Annotated in this window: 25 protein-coding genes and 3 pseudogenes; 14 read left to right on the plus strand and 14 right to left on the minus strand. The window is 71.9% G+C overall.

Annotation, left to right across the window (positions count from 1 at the left end):
* Positions 1-98 precede the first annotated feature (98 nt).
* From AB0I68_RS07120 to AB0I68_RS07130, 3 genes are all read left to right on the plus strand, one after another.
* Positions 99-1,280: an oxygenase MpaB family protein gene (locus tag AB0I68_RS07120; protein ID WP_363176201.1), complete on the plus strand. Its 1,182-nt coding sequence runs from the start codon at positions 99-101 to the stop codon at positions 1,278-1,280.
* Positions 1,281-1,422: 142 nt separating this feature from the next.
* The gene (locus AB0I68_RS07125) at positions 1,423-3,027 is read left to right on the plus strand and encodes a molybdopterin-dependent oxidoreductase (RefSeq protein WP_363176202.1); all 1,605 of its coding nucleotides are present in this window, start codon (positions 1,423-1,425) and stop codon (positions 3,025-3,027) included.
* 46 nt (positions 3,028-3,073) lie between these two features.
* Positions 3,074-4,144: an alpha/beta hydrolase-fold protein gene (locus tag AB0I68_RS07130; RefSeq protein WP_363176203.1), complete on the plus strand. Its 1,071-nt coding sequence runs from the start codon at positions 3,074-3,076 to the stop codon at positions 4,142-4,144.
* A 51-nt stretch (positions 4,145-4,195) separates the two neighbouring features.
* Here AB0I68_RS07130 and AB0I68_RS07135 read toward each other — a convergent pair whose 3' ends face one another.
* The gene (locus tag AB0I68_RS07135; RefSeq protein ID WP_363176204.1) at positions 4,196-5,449 is read right to left on the minus strand and encodes a cytochrome P450; all 1,254 of its coding nucleotides are present in this window, start codon (positions 5,447-5,449) and stop codon (positions 4,196-4,198) included.
* Between the two features lie 95 nt (positions 5,450-5,544).
* Positions 5,545-6,324: a hypothetical protein gene (locus AB0I68_RS07140; RefSeq protein WP_363176205.1), complete on the minus strand. Its 780-nt coding sequence runs from the start codon at positions 6,322-6,324 to the stop codon at positions 5,545-5,547.
* Between the two features lie 159 nt (positions 6,325-6,483).
* On the opposite strand from AB0I68_RS07140, the gene AB0I68_RS07145 reads away from it, so the two are divergent.
* The gene (locus AB0I68_RS07145) at positions 6,484-7,407 is read left to right on the plus strand and encodes an SDR family oxidoreductase (protein ID WP_363176207.1); all 924 of its coding nucleotides are present in this window, start codon (positions 6,484-6,486) and stop codon (positions 7,405-7,407) included.
* A gap of 13 nt (positions 7,408-7,420) precedes the next feature.
* Here AB0I68_RS07145 and AB0I68_RS07150 read toward each other — a convergent pair whose 3' ends face one another.
* Positions 7,421-8,497 (minus strand): enoyl-CoA hydratase/isomerase family protein, encoded by a 1,077-nt coding sequence (locus AB0I68_RS07150; protein WP_363176208.1) that lies wholly within the window; start codon positions 8,495-8,497, stop codon positions 7,421-7,423.
* Positions 8,498-8,524: 27 nt separating this feature from the next.
* Here AB0I68_RS07150 and AB0I68_RS07155 point away from each other — a divergent pair, with 27 nt between their 5' ends.
* The 4 genes from AB0I68_RS07155 to AB0I68_RS07170 all read left to right on the plus strand — a co-directional run bounded on the left by AB0I68_RS07155 (position 8,525) and on the right by AB0I68_RS07170 (position 11,585).
* Positions 8,525-8,686 (plus strand): hypothetical protein, encoded by a 162-nt coding sequence (locus AB0I68_RS07155; RefSeq protein ID WP_363176209.1) that lies wholly within the window; start codon positions 8,525-8,527, stop codon positions 8,684-8,686.
* Between the two features lie 69 nt (positions 8,687-8,755).
* Complete coding sequence (locus AB0I68_RS07160) at positions 8,756-9,343, plus strand: hydrolase (RefSeq protein ID WP_363176210.1); 588 nt, start codon at positions 8,756-8,758, stop codon at positions 9,341-9,343.
* 339 nt (positions 9,344-9,682) lie between these two features.
* A complete protein-coding gene (locus tag AB0I68_RS07165) occupies positions 9,683-10,465 on the plus strand; it encodes a methyltransferase domain-containing protein (RefSeq protein WP_363176211.1) in 783 nt (260 codons plus the stop codon).
* 4 nt (positions 10,466-10,469) lie between these two features.
* Positions 10,470-11,585: a terpene synthase family protein gene (locus tag AB0I68_RS07170; protein WP_363176212.1), complete on the plus strand. Its 1,116-nt coding sequence runs from the start codon at positions 10,470-10,472 to the stop codon at positions 11,583-11,585.
* A 2-nt stretch (positions 11,586-11,587) separates the two neighbouring features.
* On the opposite strand, the gene AB0I68_RS07175 is transcribed toward AB0I68_RS07170, so the two are convergent.
* The 5 genes from AB0I68_RS07175 to AB0I68_RS07195 are packed head-to-tail and all read right to left on the minus strand — an operon-like array spanning position 11,588 to position 15,995.
* Positions 11,588-12,967 (minus strand): cytochrome P450, encoded by a 1,380-nt coding sequence (locus AB0I68_RS07175; RefSeq protein WP_363176213.1) that lies wholly within the window; start codon positions 12,965-12,967, stop codon positions 11,588-11,590.
* Positions 12,964-13,584, minus strand: coding sequence for an ATP/GTP-binding protein (locus AB0I68_RS07180; protein ID WP_352211224.1), 621 nt, complete (start codon positions 13,582-13,584; stop codon positions 12,964-12,966). The genes AB0I68_RS07175 and AB0I68_RS07180 overlap by 4 nt, the downstream gene beginning before the upstream one ends.
* Positions 13,565-13,927: a DUF742 domain-containing protein gene (locus AB0I68_RS07185; RefSeq protein WP_363176214.1), complete on the minus strand. Its 363-nt coding sequence runs from the start codon at positions 13,925-13,927 to the stop codon at positions 13,565-13,567. Before AB0I68_RS07185 ends, AB0I68_RS07180 begins: the two co-directional genes overlap by 20 nt.
* On the minus strand, positions 13,924-14,331 hold the full coding sequence (locus AB0I68_RS07190; RefSeq protein WP_363176215.1) for a roadblock/LC7 domain-containing protein: 408 nt from the start codon (positions 14,329-14,331) through the stop codon (positions 13,924-13,926). Before AB0I68_RS07190 ends, AB0I68_RS07185 begins: the two co-directional genes overlap by 4 nt.
* Positions 14,328-15,995, minus strand: coding sequence for an ATP-binding protein (locus AB0I68_RS07195; protein ID WP_363176216.1), 1,668 nt, complete (start codon positions 15,993-15,995; stop codon positions 14,328-14,330). Before AB0I68_RS07195 ends, AB0I68_RS07190 begins: the two co-directional genes overlap by 4 nt.
* A 343-nt stretch (positions 15,996-16,338) precedes the next feature.
* Here AB0I68_RS07195 and AB0I68_RS07200 point away from each other — a divergent pair, with 343 nt between their 5' ends.
* The gene (locus AB0I68_RS07200; RefSeq protein ID WP_363176217.1) at positions 16,339-16,710 is read left to right on the plus strand and encodes a hypothetical protein; all 372 of its coding nucleotides are present in this window, start codon (positions 16,339-16,341) and stop codon (positions 16,708-16,710) included.
* Positions 16,711-17,123: 413 nt separating this feature from the next.
* On the opposite strand, the gene AB0I68_RS07205 is transcribed toward AB0I68_RS07200, so the two are convergent.
* Positions 17,124-17,417 (minus strand): DUF1330 domain-containing protein, encoded by a 294-nt coding sequence (locus tag AB0I68_RS07205; RefSeq protein ID WP_363176218.1) that lies wholly within the window; start codon positions 17,415-17,417, stop codon positions 17,124-17,126.
* A gap of 188 nt (positions 17,418-17,605) precedes the next feature.
* Positions 17,606-17,851, minus strand: a pseudogene (locus AB0I68_RS07210) (hypothetical protein); the annotation flags it as partial.
* A 69-nt stretch (positions 17,852-17,920) separates the two neighbouring features.
* Between AB0I68_RS07210 and AB0I68_RS07215 the strand changes: the two are divergent.
* A pseudogene (locus tag AB0I68_RS07215) lies at positions 17,921-18,193 on the plus strand (helix-turn-helix domain-containing protein); the annotation flags it as partial.
* 50 nt (positions 18,194-18,243) lie between these two features.
* Here the strand turns inward: AB0I68_RS07215 and AB0I68_RS07220 are convergent.
* Positions 18,244-18,612, minus strand: coding sequence for a helix-turn-helix domain-containing protein (locus AB0I68_RS07220; protein WP_363176430.1), 369 nt, complete (start codon positions 18,610-18,612; stop codon positions 18,244-18,246).
* A 287-nt stretch (positions 18,613-18,899) separates the two neighbouring features.
* Between AB0I68_RS07220 and nadC the strand changes: the two genes are divergently transcribed.
* Both nadC and AB0I68_RS07230 read left to right on the plus strand, forming a co-directional pair.
* The gene (nadC, locus tag AB0I68_RS07225; protein ID WP_363176219.1) at positions 18,900-19,793 is read left to right on the plus strand and encodes a carboxylating nicotinate-nucleotide diphosphorylase; all 894 of its coding nucleotides are present in this window, start codon (positions 18,900-18,902) and stop codon (positions 19,791-19,793) included.
* Complete coding sequence (locus AB0I68_RS07230) at positions 19,781-20,635, plus strand: PhzF family phenazine biosynthesis isomerase (protein WP_363176220.1); 855 nt, start codon at positions 19,781-19,783, stop codon at positions 20,633-20,635. The genes nadC and AB0I68_RS07230 overlap by 13 nt, the downstream gene beginning before the upstream one ends.
* A 12-nt stretch (positions 20,636-20,647) precedes the next feature.
* Here AB0I68_RS07230 and AB0I68_RS07235 read toward each other — a convergent pair whose 3' ends face one another.
* The gene (locus tag AB0I68_RS07235; RefSeq protein WP_363176431.1) at positions 20,648-20,935 is read right to left on the minus strand and encodes a LysR family transcriptional regulator; all 288 of its coding nucleotides are present in this window, start codon (positions 20,933-20,935) and stop codon (positions 20,648-20,650) included.
* A gap of 385 nt (positions 20,936-21,320) precedes the next feature.
* On the opposite strand from AB0I68_RS07235, the gene AB0I68_RS07240 reads away from it, so the two are divergent.
* The gene (locus AB0I68_RS07240; protein WP_363176221.1) at positions 21,321-22,298 is read left to right on the plus strand and encodes a helix-turn-helix domain-containing protein; all 978 of its coding nucleotides are present in this window, start codon (positions 21,321-21,323) and stop codon (positions 22,296-22,298) included.
* Positions 22,299-22,370: 72 nt separating this feature from the next.
* Positions 22,371-23,129, plus strand: a complete 759-nt coding sequence (locus AB0I68_RS07245) for an MBL fold metallo-hydrolase (RefSeq protein ID WP_363176222.1) — start codon at positions 22,371-22,373, stop codon at positions 23,127-23,129.
* Positions 23,130-23,176: 47 nt separating this feature from the next.
* On the opposite strand, the pseudogene AB0I68_RS07250 reads toward AB0I68_RS07245, so the two are convergent.
* Together AB0I68_RS07250 and AB0I68_RS07255 are read right to left on the minus strand one after the other, a co-directional pair.
* Positions 23,177-23,326 (minus strand): annotated as a pseudogene (locus tag AB0I68_RS07250) (DNA-3-methyladenine glycosylase I); the annotation flags it as partial.
* 3 nt (positions 23,327-23,329) lie between these two features.
* Positions 23,330-23,689, minus strand: a complete 360-nt coding sequence (locus AB0I68_RS07255) for a hypothetical protein (RefSeq protein ID WP_363176223.1) — start codon at positions 23,687-23,689, stop codon at positions 23,330-23,332.
* Between the last annotated feature and the right edge of the window lie 4 nt (positions 23,690-23,693).

The following is a 23,693-nucleotide window of genomic DNA, read 5'->3' on the forward strand; positions in this document are numbered from 1 at the left end:
GCGCACCGCCCCCACCCCGCTCGCGCACCACCCGCGCCCCGCCCGTGCCCCGCCCGTGCCCCGCTCGCGCACCCGAACAGACGAGAAGGACGACTGCAGTGACCACCGCCAAGACCGCCTCGCCACGCCCCCGTTACGACGACGCCGCGCTCGACGCCCTGTCCGCCCAGGGTGATCCGCTCGCCGACGAGACCGTCGCCGCGATGTTCCACCGCAACGAGGTGGGCGACTTCAACACCCTCATGCGGTTCTTCACCACCGCCGGGGATCCGCTCCCCGAGCGTCTTCCGGCCTCCGCGCGCGCCTACTTCGAGGCCACCGCCATGCCCCCGGCATGGATCGACTGGGACACCATGGAACAGGCCCGGCTGTTCTTCATGGACAACGCCGCCCACATCAACACCGGCCTGTCCTTCGCCGCGATGCCCGTCAGCTACGCCGTCCCCCGGATGGCCCGGCTGCTCTCCTCGACGCACTCGCTCGCGTACCCCTCGCGGCGGATGGCCAACACCGGCCAGTTCGTCACGTACCTCATGCGGACCGACTCCTTCGCGGAGGGCAGCAAGTTCATCCCGGCCGCGCAGAAGGTCCGGCTGCTGCACGCGGCGGTACGCCACCACCTGCGCCACGGCGGCCACTGGGACGTCGAGCGGGACGGCCTGCCCATCTGCCAGGAGGACCTGATCGCCGGGCAGACCTTCTTCTCGCTGCTGGTGCTCGACGCCATGCACCGGCTCGGCGTGCACATGAGCGAGGAGGGCGCGGAAGCCTATTACTACGCCTGGCGGGTCGTCGCCGCCATGCTGGGCTGCGACATGTCGGCCGTACCGGAGAACCTCGCCGAGGCGCGCGCCTACAGCGACCTCTACCTGCTGCGCCATCTCGGCCCCTCGCCCGAGGGGGTCGGCCTGGGCACGCAGCTGCTGCGGCTGTACGAAGACGTGGTCCCCGGTACGCTCTTCGACCCGATGGTCCCGGCCACCGTCCGCTACCTGGTCGGCGACACCATCGGCGACTGGCTGGAGATCCCGCGCAGCCCGTGGGACTCGGCGGCCAAGGCCGTCCCCGTGTTCCTGGGGCTGCTGGAGACGATCGAGGACAGCAGCCCCTTCGCGGAGTGGGCGCTCGACAAGGCGGGCTCGCTGCTCGCCGGCTTCGAGCTGTCCGCACTGACCCGGGGCCGGGTCATGCACCACGCCATCCCGGCGGAGCTGAAGGCCGAGTACGGGGTGAAGGCACCGCGCACCGGGCGCTGGGTGCCGCCGGCGCCGGTCCACTGACCCGAACGGGCTTCAACAGGCCCGTCCGGGCCCGGCCGGGCGCTGGGCCGCCCGGGTCGGAGTCACACTGGAACCGGCGGGCGGGGCCCCTCCCGGTGCCCCGGCTCCCGCCATCCGGCATCGCGGCGGACGGTGACTGCGCATGACCCGTGTGAAGGCAGACCTGGGACGGCGGCGCCGCATCCTGGGCGGGGCCGTCTGCGGGCTGGTCGCCGCCTTCGCGGGGCTGGCCGTGGCGGAGTTGGCTTCGGCGGCCGTCCGGCCGGAGGCCTCCCCGGTCACCGCGGTCGGCGGGGCCGTCGTCGACCGTACGCCGGTGGCCGTCAAGGAATGGGCGATCCGGGAGTTCGGCACCGCCGACAAGCTGCTGCTGGCCCTCGGGATCGTCGTCGTGCTGGGTGCGGTCGCCGCCCTGGCCGGGGTGCTCGCCGTACGGCACCTGCCCGCCGGGATCGCGCTCGCCGGCTGTTTCGGCCTGGTCGGGGCGGTGGCCGCGCTCAGCCGGCCGGAGGCGACCTGGCGCGATGCGCTGCCGTCGCTGGTGGGCGGGCTGGGCGCGGCGGGGGTGCTGTACCTGCTGGTCGGCGCGCTGACCGGGCCCCGCCCGGTGGGCGCGCCGCCGGGCGGGGCCCGGTCGATGGACCGGCGCGGCTTCGGCCGGCTGGTCGCCGCGGTCCTCGCGGCCTCGGCCGGGATCGGCTACGCCGGGCGGCGGCTCAGCGCGTACGGCTCGGCGGGGGCGACGGCCTCCCGGGCGGATCTGGTCCTGCCGAAGCCGGACGTGCCCGCGCCGCCCGTCCCGCCCGGCGCGGATCTGCGGGTGCCCGGGATCTCCCCCTTCCTGACCCCCAACGGGGATTTCTACCGGGTGGACACCGCCCTGGTCGTCCCCCGGGTGGACGCGGACACCTGGCGGCTGCGCATCCACGGGGAGGGCGTCGCCACGCCTGTCGAACTCGGGCTGCGGGAGCTGCTGGCCCGCCCGCTCGTCGAGCACGACATCACCCTGTGCTGCGTGTCGAACGAGGTCGGGGGACCGTACACGGGCAATGCCCGCTGGCTCGGCGTGCGCCTGGCCGACCTGCTGCGCGAGGCGGGGGTCCGGCCGCCCTCGCGGGGCGGTCCGGCCGACCAGCTGGTGGCCCGGTCGGTGGACGGGATGACGCTCGGCACGCCCGTCGAGACCGTCATGGACGGCCGGGAGGCGCTGCTGGCCGTCGGGATGAACGGGGAGCCGCTGCCCTTCGCGCACGGCTTCCCCGTACGGATGGTCGTACCGGGCCTGTACGGGTACGTATCGGCGTGCAAGTGGCTGAGCGAGCTGCGGCTGACGACCTTCGCGGCGTACGACGCGTACTGGGTGCGCCGGTCCTGGGCGCCGCAGGGCCCGGTCAAGACGCAGTCCCGGATCGACACCCCGCGCGCGGGCGCCGAGCCGGAGGAGGGGCGGGTGGCGGTGGCCGGGGTGGCGTGGGCGCAGCACCGCGGGATCGCCCGGGTGGAGGTACGGGTCGATGCCGGCCCGTGGCAGGAGGCCCGGCTCGGGGCGGCGGACGGCAACGACACGTGGCGGCAGTGGGTGTGGGCGTGGGAGGCGACCCCCGGCCGGCACACACTGCAGGTCCGTGCCACGGACGGCACCGGAGCCGTCCAGACGGGCGTGCGCACCGGGACCGTCCCCGACGGGGCGACCGGCTGGCACACGGTGGCGGTGCGTGTCCGCCCCGGTTCCCCGAGGAAGGCATGATGCGGACATCCTGGGAATCCGACCCGCACGTCAGGAGCCGGCCCTCGTGGAGCTGACCAGTACGTCGTTCCTCCTCACGCTGATCGCCGTCACCGCGCTCGCGATGCTCGCCGCACTGCTGCTGTGGAACCGGATCCCGGGGCCCGGGTGGGTGCGCTGGCCCGTGCGGGTGCTGATGATCGCGCTGTGCCAGCTGACCTCCATCGCGGTGATCGCGACCTGGATCAACGGCAGCTACGGGCTCTACTCCTCCTGGAACGACCTGCTGGGCAAGGAGAACGTGCAGAACTCCTCGGCGATGACCGGGCCGCCGCTGGGCCGGGCCAGGTTCACCCAGGGCGGCGACGGTACGCAGAGCACCTACTTCCGCGGCTCGCATTCGAAACTCGCCGGGCAGGTGATCGTGTGGACTCCGCCCGAATACCGGGCACCGGGCGCGGCGAAGACCCGGTTCCCGGTGCTGATGCTGCTGCACGGGTATCCGGGCTCGCCCCGGACCTGGGTCGATCTGGGCAGCATGCCCGGCGCGTTGGAGCAGCAGGTCCGGCTGGGATCGGCGCACCCGTTCATCGTCGTGATCCCGGAGATCTACCCGGGCGGGGTGAACACGGACTGCAGCAACACGCCGACGCGGAAGGTGGCCAGCTGGCTCGCGGAGGACGTGACGGACCTGGTCGCGAAGAACTTCCGCACCCTGCGCGAGCCCAAGGGGTGGGGGGTGATGGGCGTGTCGACGGGGGGGTTCTGCGCGGCCAAGCTGCCGTTGCAGTACCCGAAGGTGTTCCGGGCGGGCGCGGCCCTGGACCCGGACCCGCTGGCCGGGGACCCGGAGGTACTGGCCGACCCGGTCCTGCGCGAGCGCAACAGCCCCCTGTGGCTGGTCCGGCAGGCCAAGCGGGCCGACGTCGGGCTGTTCCTGGCCACGTCCGCGCAGGACAAGGACAGCCCGCCCGAGCAGTTGGAGGCGTTCGGCCGGGCCGCGGCGGGCAGCGGGGTCCGGGTGAGGACCCTCGTCCGCCCGGCCGGCGGCCACAACTTCCAGACCTGGGCCGGGATGTACCCGGACGCGCTGGGCTGGCTGAGCACGGAGCTCGCGCCGCCCGGCGACGGCCGCTGACCAGGGGAGTGTCCGGCGGATCATGGCCGGGCCCGGGCCGCCGGACACCCCCTAACCCCGGGCCGCCAGGCGGACCGGGAGGGACTCGACGCTGTTGCCGATGAAGCTGCGCTGGTGCGGGAGTTCGGGCTCGGGGACCGCGAGGTCGAGGTCCGGGAAGCGGGTGAAGAGCCGCTCCAGGGCGATGGTTGCCTCCAGGCGGGCGAGCGGGGCGCCCAGGCAGTAGTGCGCGCCGTGCCCGAAGGAGAGGTTGCGGGCGGCGGTGGGGCGGGTGACGTCGAACCGGCCGGCGTCCGGGCCGTGGAAGGCCTCGTCGCGGCCGGCCGCGGTGTAGCCGGCGAGGACCGGGGTGCCCTGCGGGATCACGGTCCCGTCGACGGTCAGGTCGCGGGTGGGATACCGGAACGGGAACCAGCTGACCGGTCCGTCCCAGCGCAGGGTCTCGTCCACCGCGTCCGACCAGGTGGCCTTGCCCGCCAGGACCAGGGCGAGCTGGTCGCGGTGGGTGCACAGGGCGCGGACGGCGTTGCTGATCAGGTTGAGGGTGGTCTCGTGGCCGGCGACGAGCATCAGGCGCATGGTGCCGATGAGTTCGGCCTCGCTGAGCCGGTCCCCGTCACCCTCGCGGGCGGCGATCAGCGCACTGGTCAGGTCGTCGCCCGGCTTCTCGCGGCGGGCGGCGGCGATCGTGCCCATCAGCTCGACGAGCTCGCGTACGGCGGCCATCGCCTCCGCGGGGGTGGTGTCGGTGGCGATGATCACCGTGTTGGACAGGTGGTGCAGCCGGACCCGGTGCTCGGGGTCCACACCGAGCAGTTCGCAGATGACGCTCATCGGCAGCGGCAGCGCGAAGTGGGTGCGCAGGTCCGCGACACCGTCGGGGGCCTCGGCCGCCGCCCGGCCGAGGTCGTCGAGGAGTCCGGCGGTCAGCTCCTCGATGCGCGGCCGCAGCCGCTCCACCTGGCGGGCGGTGAAGGCGTTGCCGGCCAGGGAGCGCAGTCGGCGGTGGTCGGCGCCGTCGGAGGTGTGCATGCCCTGGGCGTTGGCGAACACCCGCAGCGGCCAGTCCGCGGGGATGGTGCCGTCGTGCAGGGACGGGAAGTGCCGGGCGTCCTTGGCCGCGTCGGGGTGGGCGAGGAACTCCTTCAGCGCTTCGTGCCCGAGGACGACCGCCCCGGGCACCCCGCCGGGCAGGACGACGTCTGCCACGGCGCCCTGGGCGCGCAGCCTGGCGTTGAGGGCGTGCGGGCAGCCGCCGGCGGGGTCGATGACGTGCGCGGGCGTGTGTGCGTTGTCGGGTGACAAGCGGGCTCTCCTGACCGTATGGACGAATCTCGGCCAACAGTGCGGCCTGGAGGGCGGGTTGTACAAGTCCGCTCGGGCACGGGCAGAGGGTGCGTTCACCGGGCCAGGTGCAGGCGGGTGTGGAAGTACCCCGCCGACTCCTTCCCGGCCGGGTCCTCGCCGAGGGCGGTGACGGCGGCCACCGCGAGCTGCTGCTCCCGGGGGTCGGTGAAGCGCCGCTGCGGCTGGGTCACGGCGGCCCGTTCGACGGTGAGTCCGTACGACTCCAGGCAGCGGGAGATCGGCCGGTAGTCGTGGGTGCGCAGGACGAAGGAGGCCACCGGCACGGGCCGGCCGGCGGCGGTGAGCAGGCGGGCGAAGGTGCGCTCGGTGAGGAAGCTGGTGCCGCCGGTGACGGTGATCAGGCCGGTCCCGGCGGCGGAGCGCCGCAGCCGCTCCCCCGGCTCGGCGCTTTCCAGGTCCACGCAGTGGCCCTCGTCGAGCAGCCCGACGGCCACGGCGTACTCCAGGGCGGGGCGCGACACGTCGACGCCGACGGCCCGCACGGCATCGGGGCGGCGCCGGGCGGCGTAGAAATCACGGTCGCGCTCGGCGAGTTCGGCGGTGGTCAGCTCGGCCGCCTCCGGCGAGGTGTAGTGCGCGTACAGCTCGTCGAGGGTCACGTCGTGGTTGAGGAGTGCGGCGTTGATCCCGTACGAGCAGCACACGTCGAGCACCGTCCGCCGCCCCGGGGCGAGTTCGCCGGCCAGCGCGCGGAACACCGGCTGGGCGTGGCCGGGGGTGTGGTAGGCGTACGGGCCCAGCCGGCCGAAGTATCCGCGCGGGTCGGGGAGTCCGTAGATCTCGTCGAAGCTCGTCATGGCGGCAGCGGTCATCGGGCGTAGGCCTCCGTGGGTCACGGGCGGGGGTGGGGCGGACCCAGTCGTACCGACCCGTCCGCCGGTCCCGAAAGGGCGCCGATCCGGCCACCGCGCGAGCCGTTCCGCGGGCCCGTCCCGCGGGCCCGGCGGGCCGCGGCGTCATAGGGTCGGGCCATGGCGGAAGCACGGCGGACTCTCGAAGGCAAGGTCGCCCTGGTGGCCGGGGCGACGCGGGGCGCGGGCCGGGGCATGGCGGTCCAGCTGGGCGCGCAGGGCGCGACGGCGTACGTGACGGGGCGCAGTACGCGGGGCAGCCGATCGGAGTACGACCGGCCGGAGACGGTCGAGGAGACGGCGGAGCTGGTCACGGCGGCGGGCGGGCACGGCATCGCGGTGGTCGCGGACCATCTGGTGCCCGGGCAGGTGGAGGCGCTGGTCGGGCGGATCGACGCCGAGCAGGGGCGCCTCGACGTGCTGGTCAACGACATCTGGGGTGGCGAGCTGCTCTTCGAGTGGGACACCCCCGTGTGGGAGCACGACCTGGACAAGGGGCTGCGGCTGCTGCGGCTCGCCGTGGAGACGCATGCCGTCACCAGCCATTTCGCGATGCCGCTGCTGCTGCGCGAGCCGGGCGGGCTGGTGGTGGAGATGACGGACGGCACGGCCGAGTACAACGCGGGCCGCTACCGGGTGTCGTTCTTCTACGACATCGCCAAGTCGGCCGTCCTGCGGATGGCGTTCACGCTCGGGCACGAGCTGGGGCCGCGCGGGGCGACGGCGGTGGCGCTGACGCCGGGCTGGCTGCGCTCGGAGATGATGCTCGACGCCTTCGGGGTGACCGAGGCGAATTGGCGGGACGCGCTGGAGAAGGTCCCGCACTTCGCCATCTCCGAGACCCCCTCGTACGTCGGGCGGGCGGTCGCGGCGCTCGCCGCGGACCCGGAGGTGTCGCGCTGGAACGGGCAGTCGCTCTCCAGCGGGCAGCTGGCCCGGGTCTACGGGTTCACGGATCTCGACGGCAGCGGGCCGGACGCCTGGCGGTACCTGGTCGAGGTCCAGGACCCGGGCCGCCCGGCCGACCCGACCGGCTACCGCTGAGCGGGCCGAACGCTCAGCCGATCCTCCGACGGCCTCGGGGCAGCCGGAGTTCGCGGGCTTCCGCGAGCGGGGCGAAGAACCGCGCCACGTCCGTGTCGCTGACATCGGCGAGCGCGGGCGGGGACCAGCGGGGGCTGCGGTCCTTGTCGACGACCTGGGCCCGGACGCCCTCCACCAGGTCGGGCGCGCGCAGGGCGTGGCAGGAGACCCGGAACTCCTGCTCCAGCACCCGCTCCAGGGAGCCGAGTCCGCGGGCCCGGCGGACGGCGGCCAGGGTGACCTTGAGCGAGGTCGGGGACTTCGCCAGGATCGTCTCGGCGGTCTCCTTGGCCTCCGGATCTCCCTCGGCCAGCAGCCGCTCGACGATCTCCTCGACGGTGTCCGCCGCGTAGCAGCGGTCGATCCAGTCGCGCTGCTCGGCCAGTTCGCCCCGCGCGGGCGGTTCCGCGTAGCGCGGCAGCACCTCCGATGCCGGGGCGCCGGCGAGCGCGGCGGTCAGCTCCGGCAGCCGGGCGGCGGGTACGAAGTGGTCGGCGAGCCCGCACAGCAGCGCGTCGGCCGCCCCCACGGCGGCGCCGGTCAGGGCCAGGTGGGTGCCGAGCTCCCCCGGGGCGGCGGCGAGGAGGTGCGTACCGCCCACGTCGGGGACGAAGCCGATGCCGGTTTCGGGCATGGCGACGCGGGAGCGTTCGGTGACGACGCGCACGCTGCCGTGGGCCGAGACGCCGACGCCGCCGCCCATCACGATGCCGTCCATCAGGGCCACGTAGGGCTTCGGGAAGCGGGCGATCAGCGCGTTCAGCCGGTACTCGTCGCGCCAGAAGTGCTCGGACGCGTCGCCGCCGGCCTTCGCGTCGTCGTGGATGGCCCGGATGTCCCCGCCGGCGCACAGCCCGCGCTCGCCGGCGCCGCGGATGAGGACCTGGACCACGGCGGGGTCCTGTTCCCAGGCCGTCAGCGCCTCGGCGATCCTCAGCACCATGGGGTGGGTGAGGGCGTTGAGTGCCTTGGGGCGGTTGAGGGTGATCACCCCGGTGTGGCCCTCGGTGCTGAACAGGGCCGTGTCGTCTGCGCCGTCTTCGGTCTTCACACGGGCCAGTATGTAGCGTGCATCGGCATGCGGAAGATCATCCTGATGATGCCGGTGTCCCTGGACGGCTTCTTCGAGGGCCCGGACCGGGACATCGGCTGGCACCTGGTCGACGACGAACTGCACCGGTACATGAACGACGAGATCCGCCCGCTGGGGGCTGTCGTCCCCGTGTCGACAAGGACCTGACCACCGGCGGAAGGCGGTCCGGGTTACATGGGCGTGACCCGTGACGCCCGGACCCACCGAGGAGACCCGATGACCGCCACAGCGCCCCACGCCCCCCTGACGCTCGACGACGGCACCGCCCTGGTCCTCATCGACCTCCAGCAGGGCATCCTGGCACTCCCCACCACCAAGCCCGCCGCCGAGATCCTCGGGAACGGCATCGCGCTCGCCGAGGCGTTCCGCGCCCACAGGCTGCCCGTGGTGCTGGTCAGGGTCGCCTGGTCGCCCGACGGCGGCGACCTGCCCACCACCGACGTCGACCGCCCGGGTCCGGCCACCGCCCCGCCCGCCGCGTTCTCGGACATCCCGGCCGAGCTCGCGGCCCTCGGCGACGTCGTCGTGACCAAGCGCCACTGGGGCGCCTTCACCGGGACCGAGCTCGACCTCCAGCTGCGCCGCCGCGGCATCCACCGGATCGTCCTGGCCGGCCTCTCCACCAGCGTCGGCGTCGAGTCCACCGCGCGCACGGCCTGGGAGCACAGCTACTCCCTGGTCTTCGCCGAGGACGCCACCGCCGATACGGACCCCGCGTCGCACGCCCACTCGTTCGGCAAGATCTTCCCGCGTATCGGCAAGGTCAGTACGACCGCCGAGATCATCGCCGCCCTGAACGGCTGACGTGCGAGCGTCCGGCCGGCGTTCCGCTTCCTGTCCGGTTTTCGTCCGACACATACCTGACGTGACATCAAATGGCCTGAATTGCTGCCGTTTCAGCTGTGACTATGCTCAAGGCCCAAGCGATTGACGACTTTTATCGATCACAATTGGGCAGAGTGGGGCGGCCGATAAACACCCCCACACGACCGTAAGACCGGAGAACCGATGGACAGAAACCTAGTCATCCAGACCCCCGCTGGTGGCCAGGGGTTCGATGAGAGCCAAGTACCGATCTATTACAGCCGCAAGACGGCGGACATACTCCACAAGTACGGACCTGGCCCCAGAGTCCACTTCCACATGGGCCTTTTCGCCCCGGGCGCGACACCGAACACCACCGTCGCCCAGCGCGCGCTCAAGCGCCGCATCGTGGAGTCCCAGGAGGCCATCGTCGAACACGCGGCCCGCAGTTGGGGCGCGTACTCCACTCCGCCCGGCAGCGTGCTCGACATCGGCTGCGGAGTCGGCGGCGGGTCGCTCTACTGGGCCCAGGAACACGGCGCGACGGTCACCGGGCTCACCGTCGCGGCCGATCACATACCGGTGATCGAGGACTTCGCCCGCCAGGCCGGCGTGGGCGACCGCGTCACCCCCCTCCTGGCCGACGTGCACACCTTCACCGCCGACCGGAGGTACGACGCCGCGTACGCCAACGAGAGCTCCGGCTACATGGACCGCGAGCGGCTCTTCCAGGTCGTGGCCAAATCCCTGAAACCGGGCGGCTGGTTCGGCATCCAGGAGCACTTCATCTGCCGGCCCGAATGGACCGAGTTCATCGACGGCTACTACAAGACACGCCTCGGCACCCTCACCGAGTACCTCACCGCCGCCGAGGCGGCCGGTTTCGAGCTGGAGCAGGACGAGGACGTCACCGACCGGGTCGCCGAGTTCTGGGTGCAGTCCATGGCCTGGAACACCGCCGAACTGGACCACGTCGAGAGCTCCGACGCCTACGCCCGGTCCGCCTGGTCGCGTGAGCGCCTCCAGGAGTCCACCATCACGCACGGCAAGCTGTTCCGCATCTGGCGCGACCACGCCCTGGAGACCCGGCTGCTGCTGTTCCGTCTCGGCGGGGGCGGCTGACCCGATGCCACCCGTGTACGCCGAGAACTCCCACCCGTCCCGCATCGGCTGGCAACTGCCGCCGTTCTACTGCCCGTTCGAGCGACACCTCATCCATCCCAAGGCAGCGGAGCTCGAAGAGCGGGCCATCGCCTGGATCGACTCGTACGGCTTCTACCCCGACGCCACCGAGCGGGCCTGGGGACTGGCCACCCGCAGCGCCGACTTCACCAGCCGGATCATCCCGTACGGCGAAGTGGAGCCGATGCTGCTCTTCACCCAGTGGAACTACTGGGCCTTCGCCACCGACGACTGGCAGGACTCCGGTGCGGCGGCCCGTACCGCATCCGTCGCCGACCACGGCGCCCGCCTGGTCCGCACCGTCGAGACCCCCGGGTGCGGCCTGCTGCCGCCGGGCCCGCACACGGCCGCCCTGGACGACCTGGTGGCCCGCACGCACGCCATGCTCACCCCGTTCCAGCTGCGCCGCTTCATCGAGGGCATCCGGGACTGGGTGTTCGGCGCCGCCTGCCAGGCCGCTGACGCCGAGCGGGGCAGGATGCCGAGCCTGAACGAGTTCGCGGCGATGCGGATGGCGGCGAACGGCACCCGCTTCACCCTCACCTGGTGCGACGTGGCGAACGGGATCGACCTGCCGCCCGACGTGCTGTACTCGGCGCCCGTCCAGGCCCTGACCGATGCCGCGGGCTTCATCGTCAGCTGCGACAACGACCTGCTGTCGTACAACAAGGACGACCACCAAGAGCCCTGGGAGCACAACCTGATCAACGTGCTGGCCCGGCAGCAGGGTTGTACGCCCCGCGAGGCGCTCCCGGCCGCCTACGCCATGCGGGACCGGTCGGTGACCCTCTTCGTCCGGCTGCGTGAGCAGCTCGGGCGGAACGCGGACGAGCAGCTCGCGCGCTATCTCGTCTCACTGGAGCACTGGATCGCGGGCGACACCGAGTACCACGACGTGGCGCCCCGCTACGCCAGTCCGCGCAACCGCAACGAGCTGCCCGTCGAGGGCGCCTCGTACGACATCGCCTGGCGCGACACGCCCAGCGATCCGAGCGTCGAACCGCTGCCGGTCCCGGCTCTCGCCTGGTGGTGGTGGCAGCTCGACGCCTCCTCGCGCTGAGGTCAGCGGCGGCCCCGCAGGCGCGCCCACCACGAGCCCCGGCCCGCCGGCCGCTCCCCCGGAACGGGGCCGGCCGGCGGCGCCGTACGGAGCGGCGGGGCCGCCGGCCGGGGCACCGGTGTGGAGCCGGTGACGGCGCTGCCCCGCGGGGTGAACCGGACCGGGAGCGCGACCAGGTGACGGGACATCAGCGAGGACGTCCACCGCAGCTCGTCCTCGGGGACCGCCAGCTCCAGGTCGGGCAGCCGGGTCAGCAGCGCGTCGATCCCGGTGTCCGCGATGGCCCGGCCGATGTCCTGGCCGGGGCACTCGTGGGGGCCGCTGCTGAAGGCCAGGTGGGAGCGGTTGCCGTGGACGGGAACGTTCGGATCGGGGCGGATGTCCGGGTCGAGGTTGCCGGCCCCGAGGCCGAGCAGCAGCATGTCCCCGTCCTTGATCCGCGCCCCGCCGAGCTCCGTGTCGCCGGTGGCCCAGCGCCCCAGGACGGTCATGAGCGGCGGCTCGTCCCACAGGACCTGCTCCAGCGCGTCCGGCAGCGTCATGTGGCCGCCGGACAGGTTCGCGCGGAAGCGGCGGTCGGTGAGCACCATGCGCAGGGTGTTCGCGATCAGGTTGGCGGTCGTCTCGAACGCCGCGATCAGCACCAGCCGCAGGTGCTCCACGATCTCCCCGTCGTCGAGCCCCGTGGGGTGCTCCAGCAGCCAGGTGGTGAAGTCCCGGCCGGGTACCTCCCGCTTGCGCGCGACGAGTTCCCGCAGGCTGACGGTGACGTACTCGTTGCTGGTGAGGGCCGTCTCGGTGCCCTGGATCATGTCGCGGGCGGCCTCGACGAGACGCGGTCCGTAGGACTCCGGCGCCCCGACGAGCTGGGTCATCACCAGCATCGGCAGCGGCTCGGCGAGGTCCGTGACCAGATCGGCCTTCCCCGACTGGGCGAAGGAGTCGATCAGCTGGTCGGCGAAGCGCTTGACGTACCGCCGGATGCCGCGCCGGTCGAAGCGCTCCAGCGACTCGGTGATCGCCCCGCGCAGCCGCTCGTGCTCGACGCCGTCGACGAAGTGACACACCGGCTGCCAGGCGGTCATCGGCGTCAGCGGGTGGTCGGCGGGTACGTTGCCGTGCTGCATGTCGCGCCAGCGGCGCGGATCGCGGGAGAACCGCGACGGGGTGCGCGCCACGTCGAGGTTCTCGCGGTGGCCGAGCACCAGCCAGGCCGGGAGGTCGCCCTGGACGAGGACGGGGGCCACCGCGCCGTGCTCGGCGCGCAGCTTCTCGTACAGGCCCATCGGGTCGGCCTCGGCCTCGGGGCCGTAGAGCCGGTGGGCCGGGCAGCCGGGCGGCGGGGCCGCCGGACCCGGCTGGGGGGTGGGGGTGGTGCTCACAGTGCCTCCGGGGTCGCGGCGAGGGAGTGCAGGTAGCGCATCAGCGTCATCAGGACGTCCCGGCTGGAGTCGCGCCGCCGGGCGTCACAGAAGACGAGCGGTACGGACGCGGGCAGGTCGAGGGCTGCACGCAGCTCCTCCAGGGGGTACTCGGGCGCACCGGGGAAGGAGTTGACGGCGACCACGAACGGCACCCCGCGCTCCTCCAGCCGGCCGATCACGTCGAAGCTGACCTCCAGCCGACGGGTGTCGACCAGGACCACCGCGCCGAGCGCACCCTCGAACAGGCCGCGCCACAGGAACCAGAAACGCTCCTGGCCGGGCGTGCCGAACAGGTACAGCACCAGCTCCTGGTTGATGCTGATACGGCCGAAGTCCATGGCCACGGTGGTGGAGGTCTTGCGCTCCACGCCCGCCGTGTCGTCGACGCCGACCCCGGCCTGGGTCATCGTCTCCTCGGTGGTGAGCGGCCGGATCTCGCTGACCGAGCCGACGAGGGTCGTCTTGCCGACCCCGAAGCCGCCCACGATCACCACCTTGACTGCGGCGGCGGCCGTGGCCGGCAGCGCGTCTTCGCGCCGGGGCGCGGTGGCCCGGTCAGAGCTTTCGAAGTCCATCGATGACTGCCTCAATCAGTGCCAGGTCCGGGAGTTTGGCGGGGGCGACGGGTGGGCGGGAGAGCACCTGTTTGTCGGCGAGCAGGTCACCGAGGAGTACGGTGACCACGCTGACCGGCAGGCCGAGATACGCGGAGATCTCGGCCACCGAGAGCGGCGACTGGCACAGCCGCATGATCGCCGCATGCTCCGGCTGCATTCCGGGCCGGGGCCCCGACTTGGCGATGATCAGCGTGACGAGGTCGAGGTGGGTGGGCAGTAACGCTCCACTGCGCCCACCGGTGATCACGTAGAGCCGCTCGGGGGTGCCGTCTTCCCAGTCCCGGCCGCCCGGGTTGCTCACGCCGGCTGCCCGTCGCGGCGCGGCGGGCTGCTCAGGTGCTCTCCGATCCGGGCGACGAGGTCGCGCATCCGCTGGCCCATCAGTCCGGCGTCGACGCCCTCGTCGGCCAGTACCGCGAGGAAGGCGCCGGCGCCGGCCGCCATCAGGTAGAAGAACCCGCCGTCCATCTCGATCACGACGAGCCTCATGCGCCCGCTGCTGCCCGGGAGTTCGGAGGCGACGGCGCCGGCGAGGCTCTGCAGGCCGGCGCAGGCGGCGGCGAGCCGGTCCGCGGTGTCGGTCTCGGCCCCGTACTGCGCCATGCGCAGGCCGTCGGCGGAGAGGACGATGACGTGGCGGGTCTGCGGAACGCTCTCGGCCAGGTCCTTGAGCATCCAGTCCATGTTGGTCTGCTGCTGGCTCATGGCTGTTCCCCCTTGCTCGCCGAGGCCGGCGAGGCGTCTGTGTTCTGGCTTGCTGCGCCGCTCCGGCTCGCGGTGTTCTTGCTGCTGTCCGAGGACAGGCCGTCCTGGAAGGCGGCCAACCACATCCCGGGCTGTACCTCGGGCCGGGGTTCGGGCGCGGGCGCGGATCCGTACCCGTATCCCGCGCGGTCGGCGGCCGCCTCGGCCGCCGCCACGATCCGGTCACCGCCGCCGACCCCGGAACCGGACGGTTCCGGTGCCACGGCGCGGGTCTTGCGGCGGCGCTGCGGCAGTCCGTTCGGGGTCCGTTCGGTCACGACGGGTACCTCGTCGGCTGCTGCCGGCATCCGGGGGCCGGTGACCGGGCGGGCCGGCTGCGGCCGGGCGGCCGGTTCCCCGGCCGTCGCGGTGGTTGTGACGGTGGCCGCCGCTCCTGCCGTCCCGGCGGATGCAGTACCGGCAGGCAGGGCCGCACGGGGGCCCGAGGCGGTGCCGATGCCGTGGGCGACGCCGGTCGCGGAGGAGGCGGTGGTGATCAACTGCTGCGGGATGACCAGTACGGCGCGTACGCCGCCGTATGCCGACGAGCGCAGCGAGACCTGGAAGTCGTACGCCTGCGAGAGCCGGCCGACCACGGCGAGGCCCAGGCGCGGGGTCTCCCCGAGGTCGGTGAGGTCGATGCCCTGCTGCGCCTGGCGGAGCATGCGCTCGGCCCGCTTGCGGGCCTCCTCGCTCATGCTCACGCCGCCGTCCTCGATCTCGACGGCGATGCCCGAGTTCACGTCGACGGCGGTCAGGTGGACCTTGGTCTGGGGCGGGGAGTAGCGGGTGGCGTTGTCCAGCAGCTCGGCGAGCGCGTGGATGAGCGGTTCGACGGCCGGTCCGACGACGGCGACCTGCGAGACCGAGTGGAGCTCGACGCGCTGGTAGTCGATGATCCGGGACATGGCGCCGCGCAGCACGCTGTACAGCGGGACGGCCTTGCTCCACTGGCGGCCGGGCCGCGCCCCGCCGAGCACGGCGATGGAGTCGGCGAGGCGGCCGATGAGGGCCGTGCCGTGGTCGATCCGCAGCAGGTCGCCGAAGACGTCCGGGCTGCGGCCGTGCCGGTCTTCCATCTCCCGCAGTTCCTGGGCCTGTTGGTGCACGATGGCCTGGACGCGGCGGGCGATGTTGACGAAGGCCCGCTGCGCGGAGTCGCGCAGGTCCTCCTCGGCGACGACGGCGTCGAGCACCGAGCGCAGCACGGCCTGGTGGGCCGCCCTGAACTCCGGTGCCAGGCCGGGCCCGTGGATGTCGGGCTCCTCCAGGGAGGCGAGCACCTCTTCGGGGAACTCCCCCTTGCGCAGCCGCTCGACGACATCGGGCAGCAGCTCCTGCGCCAGCCGTACGGTCTCGGCCTGCTGCCGGTGCAGGGCCGCCTCGTGCGCGGCGACCGTCAGCCGCAGCGCGGCCACCGCCTTGCCGCGCCGGGCGGCCTCACCGCAGGAGAGGGCCACGACGACGAAGGCCACGGCGCCGATCCAGGCGACGGGGGTGCGGGCAGGTGCGGACACCTGCGCCACGGCGATCGCCGCAGTGGCGGCGGTCAGCAGGGCTGGCAGTGCCCATGCGACGGGTGAGGTGGGCCCTGGACTTCCGGGCGACGATCCCACGCGAACCATCAGAACCCTCAAACGATCGACAGCGAATGATCATATGACAACGGCCCGGAATCTTAGCGTCTATATGCACGGCCCTTGACAGCAGGTCATGATCCGGACACACCAAGCGCGTTGACGTTCCCGCATCTGGCCGAAACCCGCGCGTGCCCCGCCCCGGCGCCACACGGCACGCTGCCCCCGCCCGCGCAGCCGGTGCCCGCCCTCCACCCACCCCGCACCCCGCCCGGAGGCGCCTCACCCCGCCCCGAGGATCGGCCGAATCCCGCCACCGGACCTCCGGCCCCTCTGGGAGGCAATCTCCTGCCCGCCCGCCGTCGCGGACGCGATCGACCGCGCACCGGACGTGGTGGAGCAGCTCGGCTCGCGGCTGATGCACGGCAAGAGCACGGAGGGCGACTGGCGGAGCGCGGCCGGGCGGTTCCTCATCAGCCGTGCGAGCGCCCGCGGCTCGGTCACGGGTGTACTCGCCGTCACCGACCGGCGCTGGTTCGGCCTCTTCGACGTCTCGCCGCTCTGGCGGATGGCGCCCGAGCCGAAGCAGTACGGGGAAGCACCGCGCGCGGCCGTCGCTCGCCGCAGTGCGCGCCAACCCGACGGGAGTCTTCCAGAAGGGCCGCCTGGACATCGTCTTCGCCGACGGCTCGTGGGTCGCGTCCTCGCGTCCCTCCCGGCCCGCGCGGCCCCCTTCGCGGACGCGGCCGCAGGCTCCCGCTGAGCCGTCCGCCCGCCCTGGAGGCCGGCGTGGCCGCGACCACCATGGCTCCGAACGCACGAACGCACGAAAGGCCGCCTTCCCATTCCTGAGAAGACGGCCTCCGACCTGCGAAAAGCAAGTCGGGACGACAGGATTTGAACCTGCGACCCTTGACCCCCAGAAGCTGAGGCCCACTCCTGTCCGTCCATCTAGTCCACGCAGTCCGGCAAACGTCCAGGTCAGAGCCTCAAGAAAGTAGCCCCGACGGGTCACACAGCAGATGGATGCTGGACGTGCCGCTGGTCATCAGATCCGTTTGCTCGCTGGACCGATCTGTCGCATGCGTACCGGTTCGCGGTTCGCTTCGGGCGAGCGTGAGTTCTGCCGACGAGGCCAGCGGGGCCGCCAGGCCGGCCTGAACGTCAGTGCGCCGGTCAGTCGACGCCTTCGATGATGCGGAAGTCGCGCTCGACGGCGTCGGAAAGGGTGACCAGCGCCTCCTGGTATGCCGCGCTCTCGCGTGCCGCGACCGCCTGTTCAAAGGTGTCGAACTCGATCAGGATGGTGCGCTCGGCGATTCCGGCGTCGTGGGCGACGACCTGACCGTCGCGGGCGAGCACCCGCCCGCCCCCGGCCTGGACGGCCGGACCGGCCAGCTTGTTGTAGGCGGCTAGCTTCTCGGGGTCGGAAATGGTGCGGTAGACGCTGACCCAGTAGCCCTTGGCCATGGAAACCTCCTGTGTTCGGACAAGCGTGCCAGGCTTCGAGTCGACACTCAGATTGATCGGCCCCGGCGACGTATCACCGGGCATTTCAGAGGGCGGTTCGCAAGGGACTGGCTGATTGTGGTGTGCTGTTGAGATAAGACGATGTCTCAGTTGGCGATGGAACCCTGCCTACAACTCGTACCAATCGCTCACTGCACCAGGCATCCCTGTCTGGTGAAGTCGTGAACGATGTCCCGCCCAAGCCGTCCTCGCTCTTCCTCCAGGAGGAGCCCGTTGGCCAGGTAGCTGATGGTCCGGTACCAGCCGGCCAGCACGAGGAACTCCAGGAGTTGGGCGTCTTCGTAGTGGACGCCCAGCGAATCCCAGGCGGGTTGTGAGAGTTGTGCTGTGTCGTGCAGTTCGTCGACGGCGTTGAGCAGTGCCGCAATGCGCGGCACGGGCACCTCCTGCTTCGGTTTTCGAATCACTATGATGCTTCGAAACCCGAAGCGCAAGGAGTAGGCGTGGAAGCCAGAACGCCTCGGCCGGGTTCACCGGTACGAGGGTCCGATTCACGGCGCCCGGTCATGGCTGCACTCGATCTGCTCGGGCGGCGCTGGACGCTGCGCATCCTGTGGGAACTGAGCCAAGCCCCGGCAGGCTTCCGGGAGTTGCAGCGCCGTTGTGAACGCATGTCATCGAGCGTGCTCAGCACCCGGCTGGGCGAGCTGACCGGCGCCCGCGTGCTCACTCTGCACGGCGACGCCCATCACCTCACCCAGCTTGGCGAGGACCTGGGTGCCGGGCGGAGGTTCCGAGCGCGCCGTCAGCCCAGGCAGCGCGGGCGTCAGCCGGCAGAACCCCTCTCGGGCGTCCCGTCGCCCACGGCGTCGGGACGCGAGGTGCCGTCGGCGGGCCGCTCGCTGTTGCGGTGCGCCGGTTGCGGGTCGAGCATCGCCGCCCAGCGCTCCGACCACTGGGCGAGGGGGCCGAGTGCGAGGCAGGCATCCCGTCCCAGTGGAGTGAGCTCGTACCGGCTGTCGGGTAGTTGGTGAACCACGTGGGCATCCAGCAGTTCGGTCAGGCGCTGCCGCATCACGCTGGAGGACATGTCGTCGCACTGCTTCTGCAGCGGGCGGAACCCAAGGGGGCCCCCGCGCAGCTCCCAAAGGATGCGCAGGCTCCACCGCCGTCCGAACAGGTCGAGTGCGGCCATGAGGGGGCGACCGGTGGTCGAACCACGAACTGGCTTGCCGGGTTTTGGGGTTGGCATGGCGTGGAGTCCAGCCTCCAAGGTTGATGCTTCGGATTCCGAAACGCTACCATCGGAGGTCGCTTCGGAAAACGAAACGAAGGGGACCGTCGTGGCAACCACCCACCCGCGTCGCCCCGCACCGTGCGCTGCGGAATCCCACGATCACCGCCTGGGAGCACTACCTGCGCTGCAGCTGCGTCAGTGGTGGTGACCGCGAGGCTCAACGCCCACTCGGAGATGGAGACCGGATGACCACGACACAGTTTCCCTCGGCTGCGGGACGAACCGCCGTCGCCGCCGCCCTGGCCGAGGACGCCTCGGGGAACGACATCACCACCGCGTGGAGTGTTCCCGAAGACCTGGCGGCCACGGCCGAAGTCCGCACCCGGCAGAGCGGCATTGCCGCCGGCCTCCCCGCGGTCGCCGAGGTCTTCGCGCAGGTCGATCCCGAGGTCGAGATCGAGGCGAGCGTCGCCGACGGCGCCCGGCTGACCGACGGCGACGTCCTGTTGCGCCTGTCCGGTCCGGCGCGCAGCCTGATCACCGGCGAGCGCACGGCGCTGAACTTCCTGCAGCGCCTGTGCGGCATCGCGACACTGACCGACCGCTACGTCCAGGCCGTGGCCGCGACCAAGACCCGCATTCTGGACACCCGCAAGACGGCACCGGGCCTGCGTGCCCTCGACAAGTACGCGGTGACCGTCGGCGGTGGCCGCAACCACCGGCTCGACCTAGCGGCGATGGTCCTGCTCAAGGAGAACCACATCGCCGCGGCGGGCGGGGTGACCGCAGCGGTCGAGGCGGTCCGCCGCGGGATGGCGCGTACCGGGCAGACGGTGGAGGTCGATGTCGAAGTGCAGACCGTGGCAGAAGCTGCTGAGGCGCTCGATGCCGGGGCCCGCTGGATCATGCTCGACAACATGCCGTTGGCCGACATCGAGCAGGTGGTGAAGATCCGGGCCGGACGGGCCGACGCTCCCCGGATCCTGCTGGAGGCATCGGGTACCGTCCGCCTGGACAGTGTCCGCGCCATCGCCGAAACGGGCGTCGACCTCATCTCGGTCGGAGCGTTGACACACAGCGCGCCCGCACTCGACCTGACGATGCTGCTGACCACCGGCCCGGTGCCGTGCCCGAGGTAGCGATCGTCGACGCGTGTCAGCGACAGCGCAGGGGTGGCAGCGCGACCGCCGTTCTGGACGACGCGCCGATGGCCGACGAGGAACGATGCCGTGTTCCCACGGAGTTGGGAACGTCGCACGCCGTCTTCCTCCGCGCGACCGGAACCGAGCGCGCCCGTCCGTCGTACACCCTCCGGTTCTTCACCGCCGCAGGCGAACTGCCCGCCTGCGGCCACGGCACGGTCGCCGCCCTCGCGCTGCTCGCCGAACGTGAAGGCGGCGACGACTACTGCGCCGTCCTGCGGACGACCCACCGCAGCTTCGAGGGCCGGGCCACCCGAAACGGTGACAGCCTGACAGCATCGTTCGATCCAGGCCCGGTCAGCCTGAGCGACGCCCAAGGGCCCGAACTGGAGGCGATCGCATACGGCCTCGGACTGCCCGAGGACGCAGTCGCCGGGGACGCCTGCGTGGCGTCGAACGGGCGGCCGAGGCTTCTGCTGCCCGTCCGGTCCCGCGCCGTGCTGGCCGAACTCACCCCGGACTTCACCCTGCTGCGCGCAGCCTGCGACCGCCACGGTCTGCTGGGCTGCTACGCCTACTCGCTCCCGGACCGGCACGGCCGGGTGGCAGCCCGGATGTTCGCGCCGTCGATCGGAGTCCCCGAGGACATCGCCAACGCCAACAGCACGGCCTGCCTGGCCGCGCACGCGGCCGGATCCGGTACGGACCGCCTCATCGTCGACATGGGCGACCACCTCGGCTGCCCGTCGACCATCACAGCAACCGTTCACCACGACGGCGTGGAGCACCGAATCCGGGTCGGCGGCCAAGCGACCATCGCGCGAACGGTCGTGCGCTGAGGCCTGCGGTACTCAGGGCCGGTCAGGCTGCGTGCCGAGCAGAGCCGCCCACGGGCTGTCGGCCGGTGCGGCCAGGAGGTCCTCGGGCATCGTCACACGGACACCCACCCGCGCCGACAGCCGCACGTCCCGCGCCATCACCAGCGATGCCCCGATCTTGGCAAGGGCGCGGCCGGCTCCCGCGTACAGGATCCGGCCGCCCTCGGTCAGCTCCATCCCCTTGGGCCTGCGGTGGAACAGCGGCGCTCTGACGTGGCGCTCCAGGGCGCCGATCTGCTGGCTCAGGCTCGGCTGGGAAATCCCGAGGACCCGCTCTCATTGGGACGCTTCTCACCCTTGCGGGCGAGCGGTAGTAGTGACGCGGCGGGCGGCAAGGCTCAGCCGGCCACCGGTGCGGCCTGCCGAGTAGAGGGGCCGGGCAGGCCGGCCGATCGCTCGACTGCGGGTACGGCCCAGAGACGTACCGTGACATGCCCGCGTTCGAAATGCACGGGCCGGGAGGAAGCGCCAGAAGGCTCCCACCAGCTCCTGTGCAAGCCACCCGCAGCACTGGGTGTCTCCCGCTGGGCGGCTCCCACGGTCACAACGCGATGAGTCCGGTCCGGGAGCCCGACCATGCGCCCGTGTCCGGATGTGACAGAACATGGTCATTGCGGCCCTCGCGGCGGGGCGAAATGATCGGGCCATGCTCCAACCGCACAGGGTCGTCATCGCCGCCTTCCCCGGCGTCGAACTGCTCAACGTCACGGGTCCGGCCGAGGTGTTCTCGGTCGCCACCCGGGTCGCCGGCACCGGCCGGCCCGGATACACCATCCGCATCGCGACCGCCGGGGGTGAACCGGTGGCCACCGCCAGTGGGATCCGGCTGATGGCCGACCTGACACTGGACGAGGTGCACGGCGACGTGGACACCCTCCTCGTGTCCGGTGCCGTCCGTGTCGACGACCACGGGGTGGAGCCGGTGCTCGACGGCGGGATCATCGACTGGTTGCGCGAAGCGGAGCCCGGTATCCACCGGATCGGCTCCGTTTGCTCGGGCGCGCACCTGCTGGCCGCGGCGGGCCTGCTGGACGGGCTTTCCGCCACCACCCACTGGCGGACGGCCGCGCGGCTGGCCGCCGATCACCCGCGCGTCACCGTCGACCCGGACCCGATCTTCATCCGGGAAGGCCGTCTGTGGACCTGCGCCGGCATCGCCTCGGGGATGGACATGGCGCTGGCCATGGTCACCGAGGACCACGGGCCCGAACTCGCCCTGGCCACCGCCCGCACGATGGTCATGTACGTCAAACGCGCTGGCGGACAAAGCCAGTTCAGCGTTCCGCTCACGGCTCCCGCCGACCCCGGAGACCGGATCGACGCCCTGCGCGTGTGGATCGGCGAACACCTCGCCGAGGATCTGTCCGCCGAGGTCCTGGCCGCGCGGCTGCACCTGAGCGTGCGCCACTTCTCCCGGCTGTTCCGGCGGCGCACCGGCACCACCCCCGCCGCCTACGTCGAATCCGTCCGGCTGGAGGCCGCCCGCCGGCTGCTCCAGGACAGCGGCCACGGCTTGCCCGAGATCGCCGCCCTCAGCGGACTCGGCTCCGTGGAGAGCCTGCACCGCTCCTTCCGCCACCACCTCGGGACCACCCCCGCCGCATACCGGCGCCGCTTCCGTTAGACCGACCGTCCCCATCCCGACCGCCCGCGAACCACCGCGCGGCGGAAGACAGCCATGTCCGAGGAGAGAACCGTGTCCCGAACCAAGGTCGTCCCGATCCCCGTCATGGGCCGGCACAACATCAACGCCTACCTGCTGCTGGGCCGCCGGCCCGTCATCGTCGACGCCGGCACACCAGGCAGCGGCCGCAGGATCCACGACCAGGTCGCCGCCCACGGCGTCGACCCCACCGACGTGTCGCTGATCATCGTCACGCACGGCCACATCGACCACTTCGGCTCCGCCGCCGAACTGCACCGCCTCACCGGGGCGCCGATAGCGGGACACGTCGCCGACCTCGGCCCGTTCCGCACCGGCCGGGTCCGGGAGCCCTACCTGTCCACCGGCTCGATGGGCCACCTCATGGCCAAGAACAAGGACCTGCACATGCAGGTAGAGCCGTTCGAACCCGACGTCCTCGTGACCGGCGAGACCGACCTGGAGGACTTCGGGATCGCAGCGCGCATCATGCCCACCCCGGGGCACACCGCCGGATCGATCTCCGTCCTCACCGACCAGGGCGACCTCGTCGCCGGTGACTTGATCGCCAACTCCTTCTTCGGCCTCGTGCGCGGCCGGCCTGCCAACCCGCCCTTCCACGACGATCCACTGCTCAACCTCGCCAGCCTGCACAAGATGCTCGACCTGAACCCCGCCAGACTCCACGTCGGCCACGGCACGCCCCTCGCCCCCGGCCGCGTACGACGCTGGGCCTCCCGGGAACACCAGCGGTTGTCCCGGCTCCAAGCGGCGGGGCGGATCCGCACCCGTGCGGCAGACGGAAAGGCCTGACGGAAGTTCTCCCGCTTGGCCAGGATGGTGCGCCAGCTGAGCCCCGACTGGAAGCCCTCCAGGCTGATCTTCTCGAAGAGCCGCCGGTCGTCGCCGACGGGGTAACCCCATTCGCTGTCGCGGTAGTCCAGGAACTCGGGGGCGCCGCCCGCCCATCCGCATCGCGGTTCGCCGTCAGGGGCGATGAACAGGGTCATGGTTCAGGCCGCGGGGAACGCGAGCCGCGGGTCGGTGGTGTTCGGGGCGATCTCGATGATCTCGGCCGAGACGACCTCATGGGCGACGAACGGATCGGCCGCGACCCGATTCCGCAGGTCTTCGAGGGTCGTGTCATGGGCGAGTACGGCACCGCCCTGACCGGGCTGGAGGCTGCCGACCAGCAGGAAGACCCCGTCCTGCACTCCTTGGCGGATCCAGAGACGTCGAACCGGTCGCACCAGATGCTGACGCTCGAGCACTTCGACCGTCGAGGTCCGAGGGCAGCGGGTAGTTCTGGTCTCCACGTACTGCCCGTCGTCGAAGACGTCCCTGGCCGCCTTGCCCCCATGAGGGTGTCTCACCCGG

The organism is Streptomyces sp. NPDC050448 (genome assembly GCF_040655295.1).
Classification (GTDB): Bacteria; Actinomycetota; Actinomycetes; order Streptomycetales; family Streptomycetaceae; genus Streptomyces.

What these genes read in the sequence shown, in the direction of transcription:
- AB0I68_RS07220 (WP_363176430.1), bottom strand. Translation starts at nt 18,612, where the DNA reads ATGGCCGCACTCGACCTGTTCGGACGGCGGTGGAGCCTGCGCATCCTT.
- AB0I68_RS07140 (WP_363176205.1), bottom strand. Translation starts at nt 6,324, where the DNA reads ATGACCGCTGCCGCCATGACGAGCTTCGACGAGATCTACGGACTCCCC.
- AB0I68_RS07155 (WP_363176209.1), top strand. Translation starts at nt 8,525, where the DNA reads ATGCGGAAGATCATCCTGATGATGCCGGTGTCCCTGGACGGCTTCTTC.
- AB0I68_RS07165 (WP_363176211.1), top strand. Translation starts at nt 9,683, where the DNA reads ATGGGCCTTTTCGCCCCGGGCGCGACACCGAACACCACCGTCGCCCAG.
- AB0I68_RS07190 (WP_363176215.1), bottom strand. Translation starts at nt 14,331, where the DNA reads ATGAGCCAGCAGCAGACCAACATGGACTGGATGCTCAAGGACCTGGCC.
- AB0I68_RS07145 (WP_363176207.1), top strand. Translation starts at nt 6,484, where the DNA reads ATGGCGGAAGCACGGCGGACTCTCGAAGGCAAGGTCGCCCTGGTGGCC.
- AB0I68_RS07160 (WP_363176210.1), top strand. Translation starts at nt 8,756, where the DNA reads ATGACCGCCACAGCGCCCCACGCCCCCCTGACGCTCGACGACGGCACC.
- AB0I68_RS07195 (WP_363176216.1), bottom strand. Translation starts at nt 15,995, where the DNA reads ATGGTTCGCGTGGGATCGTCGCCCGGAAGTCCAGGGCCCACCTCACCC.
- AB0I68_RS07240 (WP_363176221.1), top strand. Translation starts at nt 21,321, where the DNA reads ATGCTCCAACCGCACAGGGTCGTCATCGCCGCCTTCCCCGGCGTCGAA.
- AB0I68_RS07170 (WP_363176212.1), top strand. Translation starts at nt 10,470, where the DNA reads ATGCCACCCGTGTACGCCGAGAACTCCCACCCGTCCCGCATCGGCTGG.
- AB0I68_RS07205 (WP_363176218.1), bottom strand. Translation starts at nt 17,417, where the DNA reads ATGGCCAAGGGCTACTGGGTCAGCGTCTACCGCACCATTTCCGACCCC.
- nadC (WP_363176219.1), top strand. Translation starts at nt 18,900, where the DNA reads ATGACCACGACACAGTTTCCCTCGGCTGCGGGACGAACCGCCGTCGCC.
- AB0I68_RS07180 (WP_352211224.1), bottom strand. Translation starts at nt 13,584, where the DNA reads ATGGACTTCGAAAGCTCTGACCGGGCCACCGCGCCCCGGCGCGAAGAC.
- AB0I68_RS07125 (WP_363176202.1), top strand. Translation starts at nt 1,423, where the DNA reads ATGACCCGTGTGAAGGCAGACCTGGGACGGCGGCGCCGCATCCTGGGC.